Source organism: Lysinibacillus sp. NPDC098008, from assembly GCF_044760715.1.
Taxonomy (GTDB): Bacteria; Bacillota; Bacilli; order Bacillales_A; family Planococcaceae; genus Lysinibacillus.
Map to the genome: position 1 here is coordinate 292,843 of NZ_JBIWBA010000002.1, position 20,158 is coordinate 313,000.

Consider the following 20,158-nt stretch of genomic DNA (forward strand, 5'->3'; position numbering starts at 1 on the left):
TTTTCATACAATATGAAACTACTTGTGTAATCTTCTATTATTTTCAATGGAGGTGTAAAACGATTGAGCTACACATTTGATAAAACATTTAGCATTATCCTTTTAGCACTTAGCATTTTATTTGTTGTTCAAGCAACACAAATTTCTGATAGTGCTTACGGGTCTACTGTCGGCCCTAAAATATTTCCACTAGGTTTAGGTATTGTTTTAGGTTTATTAAGTCTTCAATTATTTTATGAGTCATGGAAAAATGCTGTGAGAGAGCGTATCACAGGAGGACCAACATCAGCTTCTAAAACCTCCTCTACTGAGCTCAAAAAGTTTTTAATTATTTTTGGTAGTGCTGTTGCATATGTATTTTTCCTTGAAAAAATCGGTTATATCATTACAACATTCTTATTTTTATGTATCAGCTTCCAAGCATTGGAACGATCTAAATTGATTTATTCAATCATTATTGCAGCTGGATTTTCACTAGGCGTCTATTATTTATTTACAGGTTTACTAGGAGGAGTCTTACCTAGTTTCCCAACTTTTTAGTGTAAAGGAGTGAACATATGTCAACATTGCAATTTTTAGCTGATGGATTTGCTGTTGCCTTTCAATGGCAAAATCTTCTATTCGCTCTTGTCGGCGTTATAATCGGAACAGCGGTTGGTGTACTTCCAGGCATAGGACCTATGAGTGGTGTTGCTTTACTAATTCCTGTTACAGCAACCATTACAGCTGGGCTACCAACGGAGGCTGCTGCTACAAGCTCTATTATTTTACTTGCAGGCGTATACTATGGAGCTATGTATGGTGGTTCAACAACCTCCATTTTATTAAATACACCTGGTGAATCCTCATCAGTTGTCACAACATTGGATGGCTATCAAATGGCTAAGCAAGGTCGTGCTGGAAGTGCTCTTTCTATTGCAGCCATCGGTTCATTTTGTGCTGGTGTTGTAGCATTACTAGGTCTAATCTTATTAGCGAATCCATTATCAAAATTAGCACTTAAATTTGGACCAGCTGAATATTTTTCATTAATGTTACTAGGGCTTGCAGCAGTAAGTGGACTTGCAGGACGTTCTATTACAAAGGCTTTAATTATGACTGTTCTAGGGCTTATGCTCGGTACAGTAGGGATTGATGCCGTATCTGGTATCGAACGCTTTACATTTGGTCAGCCAATGCTGTTCTCTGGTATTGAATTTTTAACAATTGCTGTTGGTTTATTTGCATTAGGTGAAGTATTCAAAACGATTCTTGAAAAAGATGAAGAAGATGGTCAAATAGCAAAAATTAATCGTGTACTACCTACAAAGCAAGATTTAAAGGATAGCGCTGTTCCCATTGCCCGTGGCTCACTGCTAGGCTTTTTCATTGGCGTATTACCTGGTGCTGGTGCAACACTTGCCTCATTCTTTTCTTATATCACTGAAAAAAAATTCAGTAAAACACCTGAGCAATTTGGAAAAGGCCATATTGCAGGTGTAGCTGGACCTGAATCAGCGAATAATGCTGCATCAGGTGGTGCAATGATTCCATTACTAACACTAGGTATTCCCGGTTCAGGTACTACTGCTATTTTAATGGGTGCACTTATTATGTATAATATTCAGCCGGGTCCATTATTATTTGATGAGCATCCTCAGGTTGCTTGGGGATTAATTGCCAGTATGTTTCTTGGAAACTTAATGTTACTAGCATTAAACATGCCACTAGTCCGCATTTTTGCAAAAATCATTGAAACACCAAAAAAATATTTATTGCCAATTATTATTGCGATTTCAATTTTTGGTGTTTATGCAGTACAATTCGCTACTTTTGATTTATTTTTATTACTAGCTTGTGGGGTGCTTGGCTATCTATTTGCTAAAAACGATTATCCAGTAGCACCATTAGTGCTTGCACTTGTACTAGGTCCGATGATTGAAAATAATATGCGTCGTGCATTAACAATTTCGAATGGAGATTTTTCAATTTTTGTCACAAAGCCTTTATCATTAATATTTTTAATCGTTGCTATTTCTTGGTTACTTATACCACTAATCATGAAAATGCGTGGCAAAAATGTCCTTATTAACGAAGAAGGATAAAAATAGATAAAATCCACTACACTTTCTTTTAGTGATAGTGGATTTTTACTTTTGCTATAATGCGTGTGCAGAGCCACCATCAATATTTACAGCAGTACCTGTTACATAGCTAGCTGCATCTGATACTAAAAATGTAATCACATTTGCAGCTTCCTGTGTATCTCCTACACGACCGAGTGGAATCGCTTGTCCAACCTTTCGCGAATAGTCCTCCCATGATAAATTCGGCTCTTCCCTCTTCCATTTCTTTTCGATTTGATCACTGCGAATAAGCCCAATACAAACGGAATTCACACGAATATTATCCTTTCCTAAATCCTTGCTCATTGCCTTTGTTAATGCAAGTCCTGCAGCACGGCTTACCGTTGTTGGAAGCGAGCTTGCAGGAGGCGTTTTCGCCATAACTGCTGTCACATTAACAATTGCACCACCGCCAGCCTTTCGCATATATGGCGCAGCGTATTTTGAGCAATGAATAGCGCCAAATACTTTTAAATCCAAGTCTGCTTGCCATAGCTCACTGCTAACAGCTTCAAAAGGATTAGCTGAAGCTGTACCTGCATTATTAATAAGAATATCAATCTGTCCATAGTGTGCGATTGTACGCTCAATTAGCTCTTTACAATCCTTTTCCTTTGTAATATCCGTTGGAATGATTAGAACCTCTTCACCTGTTTCGTTTTTTATACAGCCTGCCGCCACTTGAAGCTGTTTTTCACCACGCGCACATAGCACCACTCTCGCGCCCTCTTTGACAAGCTGCATTGCGGTATAATAACCGATTCCTTTACTTGAGCCTGTAATAATGGCTACTTTCCCCTTTAAACCTAATTCCATTATGATCACCCCAAATAATTTCGAATATTCATTCAATATAATCACTTTATCAAAATTATTGATAATATACAAAAAAACGACTATAAAGCATTTGCTTTATAGCCGTTTTACTTTTTCTATTATCGTTTTGCTACAATATGGATTGGGTTGCCAAGTAATACTTCAGCAGCCTCCATTGTAATTTCCCCTAATGTTGGGTGAGCATGGATTGTTAGTGCAATATCTTCAGCCGTCATACCAGCTTCAATTGCTAAGCCCATTTCAGCGATCATATCAGATGCACCAGCACCAATGATTTGCGCACCAATTAATAAGCCATCTTCTTTACGAGCCACTAGCTTCACAAAACCTTCTGTTTGGTTTAGTGCAAGGGCACGACCATTTGCTGCGAATGGGAATTTCGCTGCTGTATATTCAATACCTTCTGCTTTTGCTTGCTCTTCATTGTAACCAACTGTTGCCATTTCAGGATCTGTGAAGCATACAGCAGGTACAGCAAGATAGTCAACAACTGATTTTTCACCAGCGATTGCTTCAGCAGCAACTTTACCTTCGTAAGATGCTTTATGTGCAAGCTGAGGACCAGCAACGATATCACCGATTGCATAGATATTTGGAATATTTGTACGACATTGTTTGTCAACATTAATTAGACCGCGTTCACCGAATTCAACTCCGATTTCAGCAAGGCCCATTTCATCTGTATTTGGACGGCGACCCACAGTTACTAATACATAGTCAGCTTCAACTTTTTTCTCTTCTCCGCCAACTTCATATGTTACTACTACGCCGTTTTCAGTTTCTTCAACACCTTTTGCAGATGCGTTAACTTCAATTTCAACGCCTTTCTTTTTAAGGCCTTTTTTAACGATTTGTGTCATTTGTTTTTCGAAGCCAGCTAAAATATCTTTACCACCTTCGATAATTGTTACTTGTGAGCCAAGATTTGCATAAGCTGAACCTAACTCTGTACCAATATAGCCGCCACCAATCACAACTAATTTACCAGGTACTTCTTGTAAAGAAAGTGCACCAGTAGAATTAATTACACGCTCAGAGAATTTGAATGTTGGAATTTCAACTGGGCGAGAGCCTGTTGCGATAATAACATTGTTAAATGTGTAAGTTTGAGCAGATTCACCATTGATAATGCGTACTGAATGAGCGTCAACGAAATAAGCTTCACCTTGTACAATTTCAACTTTATTACCTTTAAGTAAGCCTTCAACACCGCCAGTTAATTTTTTAACAACGCTGTCTTTAAATGCTTGTGCTTTTGAGAAGTCTAATTTCACATCAGAAGCGATGATTCCCATGTCGTCTGAATGTTTAGCTTGCTCAAAACGGTGACCTACTGAAATTAATGCTTTTGATGGGATACAGCCTACGTTTAAGCACACACCACCAAGTACATTTTTTTCAACGATTGTTACTTTTTGGCCAGTTTGAGCTGCGCGAATTGCGGCTACATATCCTCCAGGACCTGAACCAATGACAAGAGTATCTGTTTCGATTGGGAAATCTCCTACTACCATTTTTGTTACGCCTCCATTAATAATAATTCTGGCTCACTTAACAAACGCTTTAAGTGATTTAAAGCATTTTGCGCAGTGGCTCCATCGATCATACGATGGTCAAAGCTCAATGATAATGCTAACACAGGTGCGGCTACAATTTCACCATTTTTTATTACAGGTTTTTCTGAAATTCGACCAATTCCTAGAATTGCTACTTCAGGATGGTTAATAACTGGTGTAAACCATTGTCCTCCCGCAGAGCCGATATTTGTAATCGACATAGAAGCACCTTTCATTTCATGCGGTGCAAGCTTGCCTTCACGAGCTTTTGTTGCTAATTCATTAATTTCATTTGATACAGCAAATACAGATTTACGATCTGCATGCTTAATCACTGGTACAAGTAAGCCCTTTTCAGTATCCGCTGCAATACCAATATTGTAGTAATGCTTTTGAATAATTTCTTGTGTTGCATCATCTAATGAGCGGTTAAATTCTGGGAACTCGCGTAAAGTTGAAATAAGTGCTTTAACGACATATGGTAAATATGTTAATTTCACACCTTTTTCAGCAGCGATATCTTTGAATTTTTTACGATGTGCTACAAGAGCTGTTACATCGACTTCATCCATTAGTGTAACATGTGGAGCTGTTTGTTTCGAGTGTACCATCGCTTTGGCAATGGCTTTGCGAATACCAGACATTTTTTCACGTGTTTCTGGGAATTCTCCTTCCAGAACAACTGGTGCTGCTGTATGTTGTTGAACAGCTACCTCATCAGCCTCTACAGCTGCGGCTTCAGCCTCTACAGTGCCGCCACCTTTTAGGAAGTTTTCAATATCCTCTTTTAAAATGCGACCATTTTTGCCTGTGCCTTGTACTTCACGAATGTTTACATCATTATCACGAGCAAATTTACGCACAGAAGGCATAGCAATTACACGTTTTGTTTCATCAACAACTGTTTCTACCTTTTCTGATGCTGGTGCAGCTTTCTCTAGAGCCTCTTCCTCTTTTGCAGGAGCTTTTTCTACATTTTGACCAGATTCAGCAGTTGCTTGCACTTGTGCTTCTGTTTTTGCTGCTGCATGGTCATCACCCTTTAACTTTAAATCTTCATAGCCCGGTGCATCCAAGCGGATTAAAACATCGCCAACAACGGCAACTGTTCCTTCTCCTACTAAAACTTCCTCTACTGTTCCTTCAACTGGGGAAGGAATTTCTACTACTGCTTTATCATTTTGTACTTCACAAAGAATATCGTCTTCTTTTACTGTATCTCCAGCTTTAACGAACCATTTTACGATTTCGCCTTCATGAATACCCTCGCCAATATCTGGTAATCTGAATTCAAATGCCATGTGTACCCATCCTTTCTAGTTACTGTTGTTCAAGTTTAGAAGCTTTATTTTAGAATGTTAAAACTTTTTTTGCTGTTTCCATTACATCTTTGTAGTTTGGTAACCAAACACCTTCAGCTTGTGGGAATGGGTACACAGTATCTGGTGCAGCCACACGAAGTACAGGTGCTTCTAAGCTTAAAATAGCACGTTCAGTAATTTCTGCTACTACATTTGCAGCGATACCTGCTTGTTTTTGCGCTTCTTGTACAACGATTGCGCGACCTGTTTTTTCAACAGAGGCAATAATTGTTTCCACATCGATTGGTTGAATTGTGCGTAAGTCAATAACCTCTACAGAATGTCCTTCTTTTTCAAGTTCTTCTGCAGCCTTTAAGCTTTCATGAACCATTAAGCCATAAGCAACAATCGTTAAATCCTTACCTTCACGTTTAACATCTGCTTTTCCTAGCGGAATCTCATATGCTTCCTCAGGTACTTCTTCACGGAATGAACGATATAGTTTTAAATGCTCTAAGAAAATAACTGGATTATCGTTGCGAATAGATGAAATTAGTAAACCTTTCGCATCATATGGTGTTGATGGAACAACAACTGTTAAGCCTGGCTGTGCTGTCATTAAGCTTTCTAAGCTATCTGAGTGCATTTCAGGTGTATGCACACCGCCACCAAATGGTGAGCGAATTGTTACTGGCGCATTGTATACACCACCGCTGCGGTAGCTCATACGTGCCAACTGACCATTAATTGAATCCATTACTTCATACACAAAGCCGAAAAATTGAATTTCAGGAACTGGGCGGAATCCTTGAAGAGAAAGACCAATCGCTAAGCCACCGATACCTGATTCTGCTAATGGTGTATCAAATACGCGGTCAACCCCAAATTCTTTTTGTAGGCCTTCTGTCGCGCGGAATACCCCACCGTTGACACCTACATCTTCTCCGAATACAAGAACGTTTTCATCATTCTTTAATTCTGTGCGAAGTGCATCTGTAATTGCTTGAATCATCGTCATTTGTGCCATAGGTTATTTCGACTCCTTCTCTTTATAGATTTCATACTGTTCTTTTAAATTAGATGGCATTTCGCCTTTATACATATTTTCCATTAACTCTGTTACTTTTTGTTTTGGTGCAGCATCTGCCTTTTTAATGGCTTCTTTAATTTCTTCTTTTGCACGCTCGATTACTACTTCTTCTTTTTTCTCATCCCATAAGCCTTTTGCCTCTAGGTATTTACGGAAGCGTACAAGAGGGTCTTTTTGTGCCCATTCATTATCCGTATCAGCTGTACGGTAACGTGTTGGGTCATCTCCAGCCATTGTATGAGGACCATAACGGTAGCATAAAGTTTCAATTAATGTTGGACCTTCACCATTGACTGCGCGTTCACGTGCATCACGTGTTGCTACATATACTGCAAGCGCATCCATTCCATCTACTAAAATACTTGGTAAGCCTGCTGCTACACCTTTTTGCGCAATTGTTTTAGCCGCTGTTTGTAATTCACGCGGTGTTGAAATTGCATATTGGTTATTTTGTACGATGAAGATTGCTGGTGACTTAAATGCACCCGCAAAGTTAATGCCTTCATAGAAGTCACCTTGTGATGAACCACCGTCACCTGTATATGTTACAGCTACCGCTTTTTTACCACGCTTTTGAATACCTAATGCAACACCTGCTGCTTGAATATATTGAGCACCAATAATAATTTGAGGCGGTAAAACATTTACACCTTCAGGAATTTGGTTGCCAATAAAATGACCACGTGAGAATAAAAATGCCTTTTCTAATGGTAAGCCGTGCCATACGATTTGTGGCACATCACGATATCCCGGTAAAATCCAATCTTCTTGCTCTAATGCAAAATGCGAAGCAAGCTGAGAAGCTTCTTGACCTGCTGTAGGAGCATAGAAGCCTAAACGGCCTTGACGGTTTAGTGAGATTGAGCGTTGATCTAAAATACGTGTATAAACCATACGCGTCATTAATTCAACTAGCTCCTCATCTGATAATTTTGGGTCTGCCTCTTTATTTATAATTTCGCCTTCTTCGTTCAAAATTTGAAACATTTCAAACTTATCTTCGATTTCAGTTAGCGTTTGTTTAGCATCAAAAATATTATTGTTTTTCTTGCTCATTTGTCACATCTCCCTTTCAGCTGTATTAAAATAAATCACCTTTTTAACTAGTACAACTTATTCTTGACACCCAGTATACTGAATAAAATACCGTCGGTCAATCATATATTACCCCTATAAACAAAGATTTTCTCTAAAATAACACTTCAACACCACTGTCCCACACTGTATTACTTGTATTCTAAATCTGTATTATAACACTTTATCCAAACCTTATAATTCTTACGTTTGCCAACAGCTTTTCCACTAGTAGAATACCCCATTCTGAAAAATCTAATAGCATTAGAAAAATTTTTTAAGTATATTCAAATAAGTTCTTTTTTCGTGTGATTGTTTTTAAACGTGATGTATACTTATAGATAAGGCACTACAAAGTTGAAAGGAAGATTACTATTATGATTTTAATGGATGATATTGTTCGCGAAGGTCATCCGACTTTACGCATGAAAACGGAAGAGGTTAAATTCCCACTAACAGATGAAATAAAACAGCTTGCAAAGGATATGCTTCAATATCTAATCAATAGCCAAGACCCTGAAATGGCAGAGAAATATAATTTGCGCAATGGTATAGGATTAGCAGCTAATCAAGTAAATAGTTTACATCGTATGTTTGCACTTCATTTACAAGATGAAAATGGTGAGCAATTAAGCTTTGTTGCGATCAATCCTAAAATTGTAAGCCATTCAGTTGAAAGCACATACTTAACAGCAGGGGAGGGCTGTCTTTCTGTTGATCGCAATGTCCCTGGGTATGTGCCACGTCATGCTCGCATTACAGTAAAATTTAAAACAATCGACGGTGAAGAGAAGAAGATGCGTCTAAAAGGATTGCCTGCTATCGCCTTTCAGCATGAGTTAGATCATTTGAATGGCATTATGTTTTATGATCGTATTAATGAAAAAAATCCATTTGTAGAAATCCCAAATTCCATCCCTTATGAGCGTGACTAAACAAAAAACTTGGCAACTGCCAAGTTTTTTTGTGATCTATCCATCATTTTATGCAAGCTATCCGTCTATTCAAATGCTCTATCCGTCAATCCAGCCATTCTATCCATCAACGCTGGTAGTTCCTGCATTGTTTCAATTGTATAATGAGCGCCCGCTTCCTCAAATATACGTTTTGTTTTTTCAATAATTTGCTGTTGCTCCCCAGCACTTAACGCATAAAACTCCCCTTGAGAAAGACCCATCTCAGAGCTGCCAACAATCACACCTACTGCCCAAACACCTGCATGTAAGGCTTCCTTTATATCTGAGGTTGTATCACCAACTTTGACAACTTGCTTTGTTGTTGCTGAGCCTAATGCCTCCATATTTTTAAATATCATATATGGATATGGTCGTCCTTTATCACCCACCTGCGTTGGTGTCACAAGAAAATCAGGTTGATAGCCTTTAGCAGCTGCATGTTTTGTAACGACTTCCATCATAGAATCTGTATAGCCTGTTGTGGAGCCGATACGAATACCCGCTTCTCGCAATTGCTGTACAGTTTCTATTACATATGGAATCGGGTCTGTGTAGGTTGCTAAAGATTCCATTAGCTTTGACTCAAATTGCTTGTATAATGCTTGTACATCGTCTTCTGTAAAGGAGCGACCATGCACTCGTTGCCATTCCTCACTGATTCTTGGCATTTCTAGCATTGTACGAATATGATCAATTTTTAACATGCCCATTGGTTGACGAGCCTCTTCAAGCGTTACCGTTACACCAGCAGCTTCAAAAACCGTTAGAAAAACATTTACAGGAGCAAAGCAGCCAAAGTCTACTGTTGTACCAGCCCAATCAAAAATCACTGTATCAATCTTCATTATTTTTTCACCGCCATATAGTTTTCAACGACCTCACATAATGCAAGCATATCTTCCTCATGCACATCGCCAATATTACCAATTCGGAATGTATCCACATCCGTTAGCTTACCTGGATAGATGACAAAGCCTGCCTTTTTCATTTCCTGATAAAAATGCTCAAAGGAGAACGTCTTATCTGGGAATAAGAAGGTTGTAATAATGGGTGATTGTAACGCTTCTGAAATATATGGTGTAAATCCAAGCGCCGCCAAGCGAGAACGTAGCAACGCATTATTATGCGCATATCGCTTAAAGCGTGCTTCAATTCCACCTTCTTCACGAAGTTCCTCCATTGCTTTAGCAAAAGCCGCTACAACATGTGTAGGTGAGGTAAAACGCCATTTACCATCCTTTTGCATTACTTCCCATTGGCTATATAAATCCAATGCAACACTACGAGCGTGACCTTTACATTGCTGTAATGCCTCTATTTTAGCAATGACAAAGCCAAAGCCCGGTACACCTTGAATACATTTATTTGCACTGCTAATACAAAAATCAATGTGCAGGTCTGCTATATTCATTGGCACACCACCAAAGCTACTCATTGCATCTACAATAAATGTTTTATGAAACGAATGAACAACTTCTCCTATTTCTTTAATTGGATTTAAAATACCAGTCGTTGTTTCACAATGTATACCAGCAACATGTGTAATGCTTGCATCCTTTTCAAGGAAGGCTTGTACTTCCAATGCTGATGGTTGCTTGTTGTAAGGAACACTATAGACAATATGCTGCAATTTTAATGCTTGAGCCATTTCAACAATACGCTCACCATAAGCGCCATTTGTTAATATCAGTATTTTATCCTCATCACTGATAGCTGTTGTTAGCACGGATTCCACTACAAAGCTGCCGCTTCCTTGCATCAGCACCGTTGTATAATCAGCCTCGTCCACATGTGCTAAAGCTAGTAGCTGCTGACGAATATGCTGTGTAATATTTTTATAGTCATCATCCCATGTACAGCGATCCTCTAGCATTTCCTGCTTCACTGTCACTGTTGTTGTTAGTGGGCCTGGTGTTAATAATTTATAGTTACTCATGCTCGATCACTCCTTATCGTTGCGCTTCCTTAAAGAATGCTTGGTGTTTTTCTAATAAATCGACTGTTAAAGCTGTATCCCATTTTTTTAAATAAGCTGGCACATGCTCATCCTGCACCTGCTCTCCTTCATACAGCGCTATTGGATATTGCTCCAAAAGACCACTGCGCGCCTCTGTTGCAATAACTTTTGCAATTTCAATCGCCAATGCCTCGTCGCCCTCTTTATCTACAACAGCTACAGACTCTGTTAATGTAAAGTTCCCTTCTGTTGGGTCAATATAATCAATTGGTAAGCCTTCTTTTTTAGCATCAATGGCTTGAATACGTAAGCCGAAGCCAACTGCAACCTCACCTGTTTTCACCTTTTTAATAGGACCTGAACCAGAGCTTTCAATATGTGGACCTGCATTTTTAATTAAGTCCGCTAAAACCTTTTGACCTTCTTCCTCACCATACTCACTAATAATTGCCTGTACTAAAAGCCAAGCCGTTGAGGAATCCATAATGTTTGGGAATGACACTAAATCCTTATAAGCAGGGTCTGTTAAATCTTTAATTGTTTTTGGTACAGCTAATCCTTTTTGCTCTAATACATCCGTATTGACAAAGATTGCACCAACATTCCCGAGAATTGGCAGTGCGTATGTAACACCATCGTCCAACGGCTTAGCATCTGAAGCAATATCCACAAACATGGATTTAGAAGCTTGAGCACTCTCTATAAAATATGAAGCCATTGTCACGACATCTGCTTCAATATCTGTTCCTTCAACCATCATTTTGCCACCTAGCTCAGATGTCCCAAAGGATTGAATTACATACTTTCCCTTATAACCCTTGTCATCTAATGTAGACTCCATTACCTCAACGGCTTCATCATCCGCATTCGAATAAATAATGACTTGCTCACTAGAACCTGCTTCTGCTCCTCCACAGGCAACTAAAGCCACCACTGCCACACTCATTGTCCCAAACATCATCCATTTTGAATTTTTCATTTTGATATCTCCTTCACTTTTTCTTTGCGTGTTGCTATATAATCACAACCTAATTTCACAATGAGGTTTGTACATAAAATAAAAATAGAAAGTACAAAAATATCGGTATATTTTGCGAAATGCTGAAGCTCTTTTATCCGCGTTGATACAAGCATTGTCTTTGTACTCACAAGGAAAATAACGCCACTTACCGTCACCATTGCATTTAAAAAATAGTAACTAAACATTTGATAAATAGTTGACTTAATATTTGGTAGAATAATCCGTACAACCGTTTTTAACCAAGAATCTTTCAATAGCGCTGCTGTTACTTCCCATGTAGGGTCCATCTTCTGTAATGAATTTTTTGCCATTAAATAGGGTGTTGTAAAAAAGTGCATAATATTACATGCAATAATAATCAGAAATGTCCCCTTCAATGAACTACCGTTAAAGAAAAATAAATAGGATAGACCAAGCACCATTCCCGGCACTGTATTGGTAATCATAGATGCAATATCTAAGCCTTTTCTCCCTTTAAGCGGTGTTCGTGCATTAAGCAATGCTGACATAAATGTAATAACGACCCCAAATACGGCTGTTAGCATCGCTACAAGAAGTGAATTCATATAAACCTTTGTTAAATCTCTCTCTGCCAGTACATTTTGAACATGCTCTAATGTAAAGCCGAAATCATAGGGGTATCCTTTTGTAAATGGCACAAGAAACATCGTTGAAAAAATAATCAGGATAATACCAACACAAACTATGGCATACATCGTAAAGAGCCCATCGCGTAGACGATGCTGAACAAGCTCACTTTGTCCAACCTGTTTATATTGGAAATTAAAGCGCTCTAAAAATGTTAGCATCATAACCCCTAGTACAGCTGGTATTAACATAAATACAGAAATTACTGCACCACGCTCAAAATGAACAATCGAGCCAAGCATTGCTTGATAAAGTTCTGTAGCAATGACTCGATAATTTCCACCAACGGATGCAGGTATTCCAAAATCTGTGAAGCTTAAAATAAATGTTAAAATAAAAGCCCCACCAATCGTCCCTATCATTGGACGAAATATCGTATGATAGAAGCGACGTAATGCAGTGTCATGCATTAGCATCGAAACAAGTAAAAATCGTTTATCAATATATTGCATAGAATTTTGCATTAAAATAAACGCAACAGGCATTGTATATAAGACATAACCTATCATCAAACCGTTATAGCCATAAATCGTAAAGAGCGGTTGTCCCAATAATCTCGTAACAATTCCTTGATTACCAAATGTATAAATCAATACAAAGCCATAGGTAATCGTTGGCAGTAACATCGGCAGCGTAATCCCTATTTGTACAAGCCTTTTTGTCTGACGATGCATTGTTGTAAAATGCACAGAATAAGCCAATAAAAAGGCTAAAATCGTTGTGAGTATCGATGCACCAAAGGAAACTTTAAAGCTATTAAAAAAAGCTTCACGAATTTCGATATTTTTCAAAGCATCTAGATAATTTTGAAGTGTAACCGTATTGCCAACTTTGAAAGACTGCCAAAACATATACAGCAATGGCATTATTAAAAAGAATAGAAAAAATAGTAAAATTGGCAGAAAAATTAATTTCATGATGTTATTTGTTTTAAGCATATGTTTCTCCAAACAAGTGATAGATATTATGTCGCTTAATATGAAGTTGCTTTAAAATAAAGTCCTCAATAAATTGATTTTTTGGAGCAGTAATAATTTCTTGTGGTGTCCCAAATTGTGCCACTGTTCCTTCATTAATGATTAGCACTTTGTCTGATAGCGTTAATGCTTCCTCTGGATCATGTGTCACAATAATCGTTGTTAAATTAAATTCACGTGCAATGGATTTAATACGTTCCTTTATAGATTCCTTAATGACACCATCGAGCGCGCTTAATGGTTCATCTAGCAATAATATTTTAGGCTGCATCACAAGTGTCCGAGCAATCGAAACACGTTGCTTTTGACCACCTGATAATTCATGAACCTTTTTCTGTGAAAATAAATAATGCCTTTGTTTTTTGAATATTATTAAGTGGACTAGGTCATTCTATAAATAACGAAAAAAGCCAATGAGAAAGCAAAGGTACCTGTCGGAAGGTATCTTGGTTTATAACTTTTGGTTTTTGGTTAAACTAAACCAATTGTGGTTCTTTATATGGCTCCTTGTTCAGTAGCATGGAGTAAATAATCCGAAGCATTCGATGCGAAATCGCAACGAGTGCTTTTTTCTTGCCTCTTCGTGCTGCGAGTGACCAATATTTGTTCGCTAACCAACGATTTCGACTTCTTGAAACTGCCCAAGCTGCCTCACACATGGCCGATTTAATGTGTGGATTTCCCTTAATAGAACGCATACTTTTTCTTTTTCCTGCACTCTCATGATTACCAGGAGATACGCCTGCCCATGAAGCAAGGTGTTGTGATGTGGGAAACTGATTCATGTTTACACCGATTTCTGCAATGATAACTGCGGCAGTATCTTTTTTTATACCTGGAATTGTCATTAATAATTGAAGTTCTTCATGATAATTTTGTAATAGTTGATTAATCCGTTCTTCAATTTCTAAAACCAATGACTCCAAATATTCAATGTGTCGCCAAGATTGGCGAATAAGAAATATTTGATGTTCATTGAGTGTTCCAAATAAAGAATCGGTAATCAATTGTTTTTTAGGGGCTAACCTTCCATGAATATTCTTTTCGACATCGGCTTCATCTACATAACCTTGTTCAATTAATCGATTTAGTAATTTACGCCCGGATACGCCAAATACATCTGAAATCACAGTACTTAGTTTGACATTTGAACTTTCTAATACTTTTTGAATGCGATTCTTTTCAGAAGTTAAATGACCAATCCACTTTTTCCGAAGTCTTGTTAAATCTCTGAGTTCTCGAATCTCCACGGGTGGAACAAAACTCTTTTCAATCAAGCCATGACGTAATAACTTCGCAATCCATTCTGCATCTGAAACGTCTGTTTTTCTACCAGGAACGTTTTTGATTCGTTGGGCATTCGCAAGTGTAATATCAAAAAAGTCCTCCAAAATATTAAATACAGGTTTCCAATACACACCCGTACTCTCCATCGCAATATGTGTAACTTCATGGCTTTCTAACCATTTCAATAGACGAAACAAATCTTTCGTGAGCGTAGGGAAAGTTTCTGTTTCTTGATATACTTCGTTTTCGTGTCTCCCTTTTAAAACGCAAGCAACAATTGTCTCAGAATGCACATCTAAGCCTGCACAATTCTTAATAAATACCTCCATAAAAATCACTCCAAACAATAAAGATCACAAACAGTGAGTGAACTTGAAAATAAGCATTTTTCTGTACGTAGTCATCCTACTATCAAGTGGAGCTAACAAAGGGTTGAACACCAAATTCACTCAAACAGTTTTATGCCCAGGGTCTAAGCCACCAAAAAAAGCCGCGTCTTACATCCTGTTTGTGTCCCTACCATTATGGACAGGAAGAACTTATTTTCATGCCAGGGTTGGGAGAAGAAAGCTCATGATTGTTTTATGTAGATGTGGTGTCAGCTCTAAAAACTCAATATATTCTTGTATCTCCTCTTTAGACATTTGCACACTTTTATTTTTCAAGCCATAAACGATATTGTCATAGGCATTTAAATGAGGAAATAATGCAAAATCCTGAAATACAATATTAAATCCTCGCTCTTGCATCGATTGTTGTGTTATATCTTGGTCATTGTAAATAAGCTGTCCAGTTGTTTGATCTGTAAGCCCTAAAATAATATTGAGCAAAGTTGTTTTACCACAACCACTTGGTCCTAATAACGAAATGATTTCACCTGATTCGATCGTTATATTGATATCTGTTAAAACTTTCTTGTTTTTATAGCTTTTTGAGATATTTTTTAACGCTAGCAAATTGTTCACCTCTCTCAGTTCTTACTCTTAGTATAGTGACAATTTGTAAAGGAAAATGCGGTTTTATGTAAATCTTGATTAAATTATAACTAACTATTGACAAAGTTATGACTACTTTGAGTAAATATTTAGTAGAGGTGATAATATGTATATGGTAGAGAGGCAACAACATATTTTACAGTTTATACGGCAGCATAAGGTCGTGAAATTAGTTACATTGACAAAGGAATTTAATGTTTCGATGGAAACCATTCGCCGTGATATTCAGCAGCTTATACAGGATAATAAAATTGAGAAGTTTTATGGAGGCGTAAAATACATTGAACCTGTAGAAGGAATTATTGATCAACGGCTACATGAACGGTTAACAGAGAAAACTGCTATCGCCAAAGCTTGTGCTTCACTTGTGCAAGATGGTGAATGTATTTTTATTGATAGCGGAACGACTACATATCAAATGACACCATTTTTATTGGAAAAGGAAAAATTAACTGTCATCACAAACTCGTTACCTGTAGCCTTTGACCTTATTGGTTCTACTATTGAGGTTATTCTTATTGGTGGAAAAGTTCGTCATTCTGAAAAATCCGTTACATCTAATGATTTTCTCTTCCGCTTTGATCATCTTAATATTAATAAGGCATTTATTTGTGCTAGTGGTGTTTCACTAAAAAAAGGTATTTCAGATTTTAATTTAGAAGAGGCAATGACGAGAAAACAAATTATTGCTATCTCACAAGCCGTTTATATAGCTGCCGATTCCTCTAAGTTTAATAAAGATGTAGCTATACAAGTATGCTCTATCAATGATATAGACCTTCTTATTACAGATGACTCTTTGGCTAAGGAAACAGTGCAATACTTTGCAGATAATAATATACAAATAAAGCTTGCCAACACTGCTGACAATCATCAATAAATAAAGAAGCAACTAGTCGAACTACCTTCCAACTAGTTGCTTCTTTGCTTCTTATATAATAGCTAGCTCACGCATTATTTTGGCAAGCCCATCCTTATCTACATGATCAGCAATATGGTGCGCAACCTTCTTCACCCGTTCATGACCATTCCCCATGGCAACGCCTGTCCCAACTGCTTGTAGCATTTCAATATCATTGATACCATCACCAAAAGCTATAGCATCCTTAAATGTACTACCCATTTTTTCAAGCACCTTCCCAATACCTGCTGCCTTAGAGCCACCCTTTGGCAAAATATCGCAAGAATAACGATGCCAGCGCACAAATTGAACATTCGGGAATGTTTCACAGTATAAAGGTTCATCCTTTTCTTCCATAAAGATCAGTGTTTGATAGACATTATGATGCATATAATAAGACGAGTCCAATTCTGGATAAGGGTATTTCAACGTATTTAAACTTTCTGCTACTTGATAATGATCACCAACAGAAGCAATCATCCGTTTATCATCTAAAAATACAACAGGCTCATTACGTGCTTCGCCAAAGGCAATAATTTTCGCTAGCTCTTCTCTTTCAATACCATTTGTATAGATGACCTCCCCTTTATAGACAACATACTGTCCATTGAAGGTTACATATGTATTGATCGCTAGCTCTTCTAGTAGTGATTCAATCATAAATGGCGCACGTCCTGTAGCAATGGCTAGCTCATAGCCATTCTGACGTGCTGCAAAAAGTGCCTCTTTTGCGGATGCAGGTAATTTTTTTTCGCTATTATAAAGCGTACCATCTACATCAAAAAATAAAATTTTATTCATTTTACGCTCCCTCTCTATAAATATTATTCATTCAAGGTAAATGACTTTACATAGAGTGCAAATTCTATTATAATGATCCTAAGGAGTGATGTGCCATGATGAAGAAACTAAAACGGAAACTGTTGAAGCAACTTCGCGGCATACTCGGAAAAAAGTCAATTGCCTAACATTTGCCCTTCAAATAATGAAGGGCTTTTCTTTATTTTAGAGGAACTGCATGATAATATAAAGGAAATGCATTTATTTGGCTATACACAACCACTAGCTCACTACTTCCTATCTAAATTTTTAACCATAGTGCACAGTTGAAGCATTGAGATACAAGGATTACAAACGTACATTTCATGAACTGACTAGAAATTCGTTGTTTTCTTGTAGCATGTGTGTGGTAGTAGTCAAAGGTGCAAGAAAATTGTACGCAATTAAAGGAGAGCAAACTATGATTTACAAAGTTTATTATCAAGAAAATGCAAATGAAATTCCAGTTCGCGAAAACACTAAAAGTCTATACCTTGAAGCTGCTTCAGAACGCGAAGTACGTCAAAAGCTAAAAGACCGTAACTACAATATCGAGTTCATTCAACTGCTTGAAGGTAACTATTTACAGTACGAACAAGCAAGCCCGAACTTCGTCTTGGAGGAAATTTAACAAACATGAAGTTTGTTAAAAATGACCAAGCAGCTGTTTTCGCGCTCGGCGGACTGGGCGAAATCGGCAAAAATACTTATGGCGTTCAATTCCAAGATGAAATTGTTTTAATTGACGCTGGTATAAAATTCCCTGAAGACGATTTACTCGGCATTGATTATGTTATTCCAGATTATACGTATTTAGTACGCAATGTCGATAAAATCAAAGGGCTATTTATTACACATGGACATGAGGATCATATCGGTGGTATTCCCTACCTTTTACGTCAAGTAAATATTCCTGTCTATGGCGGTAAGCTTGCACTTGGCTTACTGCGTAATAAATTAGAAGAACATGGCCTATTACGTACAACAAAGCTTATTGAAATTAAAGAAGACGATGTGATTAAATTTAGAAAAACATCTGTTAGCTTCTTTAGAACAACACATAGTATCCCAGATGCATATGGAATTGTTGTAAAAACACCACCAGGTAATATTGTTCACACAGGTGACTTTAAATTTGATTTTACACCTGTAGGCGAGCCAGCCAACCTGACAAAAATGGCTGAGATTGGTCGTGATGGTGTACTATGCTTACTATCAGATAGTACAAATGCTGAAAAACCTAATTTCACAATGTCAGAACGTACTGTTGGTAAGAGTATTGATGAAATATTCCGCAAGGTCGATAGCCGTATTATTTTCGCAACATTTGCGTCAAATATTCATCGTTTACAGCAAGCAACAGATGCTGCTGTAAAATACGGTAGAAAAATCGCTGTCTTTGGGCGTTCCATGGATAATGCTATCACGATTGGTCGTGAGCTCGGTTATATTACAGCCCCTAAGGATACATTTATCGATGCCCAAAGCATTAATCGTCTACCTGCAAATGAAGTAATGATTTTATGTACAGGCTCACAAGGTGAACCGATGGCTGCCCTATCACGTATTGCCAATGGTACACATCGTCAAATTCAAATTCAGCCTGGCGATACAGTTGTCTTTTCTTCATCACCAGTTCCAGGTAATACAGTAAGTGTTAATAAAATTATTAACCTATTGTTCCGTGCTGGTGCCGAAGTCATCCATGGTGCATTAAATAATATCCATACATCTGGACACGGCTCACAAGAAGAACAAAAATTAATGCTTCGTTTAATGAAGCCTAAATTCTTTATGCCTATCCATGGTGAATTCCGTATGTTAAAAATGCATACACATTTAGCAGAGGATTGCGATGTACCAATTGACAACACATTTGTGATGGAAAACGGTGATGTCTTAGCATTAAGTGCCAATGAAGCACATGTAGCTGGCCGCATTCCATCTGGTGATGTCTATATTGACGGTAACGGTATTGGCGATATCGGCAATATTGTATTACGTGATCGCCGCATTCTTTCTGAAGAAGGCTTAGTAATTGTTGTTGTAAGTGTTGATATGGAAAATCCAAAAATTGTTTCAGGTCCTGATATTATTTCACGTGGTTTTGTCTATATGCGTGAGTCAGGCACGATGATTAATGAAGCACAAAAAATGCTGAATCGTCATCTAAATGAAACCATCCAAACGAAAACACCTCAATGGACAGAGCTAAAAAATGAAATTACAGATGTTTTAGGTCCATATTTATTTGAAAAAACAAAACGTCGACCAATGATTTTACCAATCATTATGGAAATTTAATATGCTAACAGAGAAGCTATCTGAACAGTTATGTTAACATCATTGCTCAGATAGCTTCTTTTATTTTCCTACTGTTTGATTTTATATTTCGACATTGTATAAGCCAATCTTCCAATCAGAAAAGACACTCGTTCAAAATCAGGCATGTAGAGCAATGGCTTTTATATCTATCTCCAATCAGGCTCCTTCATTGCCTTACACAATCCTCTAATATTTAACCATTTGCTATTCAAAAATTTTCACAAAGTGCTAAAACCCCATAAACAAAATTGAATATAACTCATTGATTTTTGAAACCTCCTTTTTAGTTTTACGTATATAGTAATAACA

At 37.6% G+C, this 20,158-nt stretch carries 17 protein-coding genes and 2 pseudogenes; 6 read left to right on the forward strand and 13 right to left on the reverse strand.

Annotated elements, in window-relative coordinates:
• The first annotated feature begins 63 nt into the window (after nt 1-63).
• Both ACIQVU_RS03835 and ACIQVU_RS03840 read left to right on the forward strand, forming a co-directional pair.
• A complete protein-coding gene (locus ACIQVU_RS03835; RefSeq protein ID WP_340804563.1) occupies nt 64-540 on the forward strand; it encodes a tripartite tricarboxylate transporter TctB family protein in 477 nt (158 codons plus the stop codon).
• A 17-nt stretch (nt 541-557) separates the two neighbouring features.
• On the forward strand, nt 558-2,084 hold the full coding sequence (locus tag ACIQVU_RS03840) for a tripartite tricarboxylate transporter permease (RefSeq protein WP_340804562.1): 1,527 nt from the start codon (nt 558-560) through the stop codon (nt 2,082-2,084).
• A gap of 54 nt (nt 2,085-2,138) precedes the next feature.
• Here ACIQVU_RS03840 and ACIQVU_RS03845 read toward each other — a convergent pair whose 3' ends face one another.
• From ACIQVU_RS03845 to pdhA, 5 genes are all read right to left on the reverse strand, one after another.
• A complete protein-coding gene (locus ACIQVU_RS03845) occupies nt 2,139-2,921 on the reverse strand; it encodes an SDR family NAD(P)-dependent oxidoreductase (protein ID WP_340804561.1) in 783 nt (260 codons plus the stop codon).
• A gap of 119 nt (nt 2,922-3,040) precedes the next feature.
• Nucleotides 3,041-4,456 (reverse strand): dihydrolipoyl dehydrogenase, encoded by a 1,416-nt coding sequence (lpdA, locus tag ACIQVU_RS03850; RefSeq protein ID WP_053993768.1) that lies wholly within the window; start codon nt 4,454-4,456, stop codon nt 3,041-3,043.
• A gap of 5 nt (nt 4,457-4,461) precedes the next feature.
• Nucleotides 4,462-5,799: a dihydrolipoamide acetyltransferase family protein gene (locus ACIQVU_RS03855; protein WP_340804560.1), complete on the reverse strand. Its 1,338-nt coding sequence runs from the start codon at nt 5,797-5,799 to the stop codon at nt 4,462-4,464.
• Between the two features lie 49 nt (nt 5,800-5,848).
• Nucleotides 5,849-6,826, reverse strand: a complete 978-nt coding sequence (locus ACIQVU_RS03860) for an alpha-ketoacid dehydrogenase subunit beta (protein WP_340804559.1) — start codon at nt 6,824-6,826, stop codon at nt 5,849-5,851.
• A gap of 3 nt (nt 6,827-6,829) precedes the next feature.
• A complete protein-coding gene (pdhA, locus tag ACIQVU_RS03865; RefSeq protein ID WP_340804558.1) occupies nt 6,830-7,945 on the reverse strand; it encodes a pyruvate dehydrogenase (acetyl-transferring) E1 component subunit alpha in 1,116 nt (371 codons plus the stop codon).
• Nucleotides 7,946-8,340: 395 nt separating this feature from the next.
• Here pdhA and def point away from each other — a divergent pair, with 395 nt between their 5' ends.
• Nucleotides 8,341-8,898 (forward strand): peptide deformylase, encoded by a 558-nt coding sequence (gene def, locus ACIQVU_RS03870; RefSeq protein WP_340804557.1) that lies wholly within the window; start codon nt 8,341-8,343, stop codon nt 8,896-8,898.
• Between the two features lie 65 nt (nt 8,899-8,963).
• Here def and phnX read toward each other — a convergent pair whose 3' ends face one another.
• The 7 genes and pseudogenes from phnX to ACIQVU_RS03905 form a co-directional block, all read right to left on the reverse strand.
• On the reverse strand, nt 8,964-9,764 hold the full coding sequence (gene phnX, locus ACIQVU_RS03875; RefSeq protein ID WP_402893929.1) for a phosphonoacetaldehyde hydrolase: 801 nt from the start codon (nt 9,762-9,764) through the stop codon (nt 8,964-8,966).
• On the reverse strand, nt 9,764-10,855 hold the full coding sequence (locus ACIQVU_RS03880; protein ID WP_402893932.1) for a 2-aminoethylphosphonate--pyruvate transaminase: 1,092 nt from the start codon (nt 10,853-10,855) through the stop codon (nt 9,764-9,766). Before ACIQVU_RS03880 ends, phnX begins: the two co-directional genes overlap by 1 nt.
• A 13-nt stretch (nt 10,856-10,868) precedes the next feature.
• Nucleotides 10,869-11,855 (reverse strand): extracellular solute-binding protein, encoded by a 987-nt coding sequence (locus tag ACIQVU_RS03885; protein WP_402893935.1) that lies wholly within the window; start codon nt 11,853-11,855, stop codon nt 10,869-10,871.
• On the reverse strand, nt 11,852-13,483 hold the full coding sequence (locus tag ACIQVU_RS03890) for an ABC transporter permease (protein ID WP_402893938.1): 1,632 nt from the start codon (nt 13,481-13,483) through the stop codon (nt 11,852-11,854). The genes ACIQVU_RS03885 and ACIQVU_RS03890 overlap by 4 nt, the downstream gene beginning before the upstream one ends.
• Nucleotides 13,476-13,856: pseudogene (locus ACIQVU_RS03895) on the reverse strand (ATP-binding cassette domain-containing protein); the annotation flags it as partial. The gene ACIQVU_RS03890 and the pseudogene ACIQVU_RS03895, both read right to left, overlap by 8 nt.
• 142 nt (nt 13,857-13,998) lie before the next feature.
• Complete coding sequence (locus ACIQVU_RS03900) at nt 13,999-15,138, reverse strand: IS110 family RNA-guided transposase (protein ID WP_402893941.1); 1,140 nt, start codon at nt 15,136-15,138, stop codon at nt 13,999-14,001.
• 246 nt (nt 15,139-15,384) lie between these two features.
• Nucleotides 15,385-15,765 (reverse strand): annotated as a pseudogene (locus tag ACIQVU_RS03905) (ATP-binding cassette domain-containing protein); the annotation flags it as partial.
• Between the two features lie 151 nt (nt 15,766-15,916).
• Between ACIQVU_RS03905 and ACIQVU_RS03910 the strand changes: the two are divergent.
• Nucleotides 15,917-16,684, forward strand: coding sequence for a DeoR/GlpR family DNA-binding transcription regulator (locus tag ACIQVU_RS03910; protein ID WP_340804552.1), 768 nt, complete (start codon nt 15,917-15,919; stop codon nt 16,682-16,684).
• Between the two features lie 51 nt (nt 16,685-16,735).
• Here the strand turns inward: ACIQVU_RS03910 and ACIQVU_RS03915 are convergent, their stop codons facing one another.
• Nucleotides 16,736-17,506 (reverse strand): Cof-type HAD-IIB family hydrolase, encoded by a 771-nt coding sequence (locus ACIQVU_RS03915; protein ID WP_340804550.1) that lies wholly within the window; start codon nt 17,504-17,506, stop codon nt 16,736-16,738.
• Nucleotides 17,507-17,945: 439 nt separating this feature from the next.
• Between ACIQVU_RS03915 and ACIQVU_RS03920 the strand changes: the two genes are divergently transcribed.
• Nucleotides 17,946-18,155: a DNA-dependent RNA polymerase subunit epsilon gene (locus ACIQVU_RS03920; RefSeq protein WP_340804549.1), complete on the forward strand. Its 210-nt coding sequence runs from the start codon at nt 17,946-17,948 to the stop codon at nt 18,153-18,155.
• A gap of 5 nt (nt 18,156-18,160) precedes the next feature.
• Nucleotides 18,161-19,828, forward strand: coding sequence for a ribonuclease J1 (gene rnjA, locus ACIQVU_RS03925; protein WP_402893946.1), 1,668 nt, complete (start codon nt 18,161-18,163; stop codon nt 19,826-19,828).
• Nucleotides 19,829-20,158: the final 330 nt, after the last annotated feature.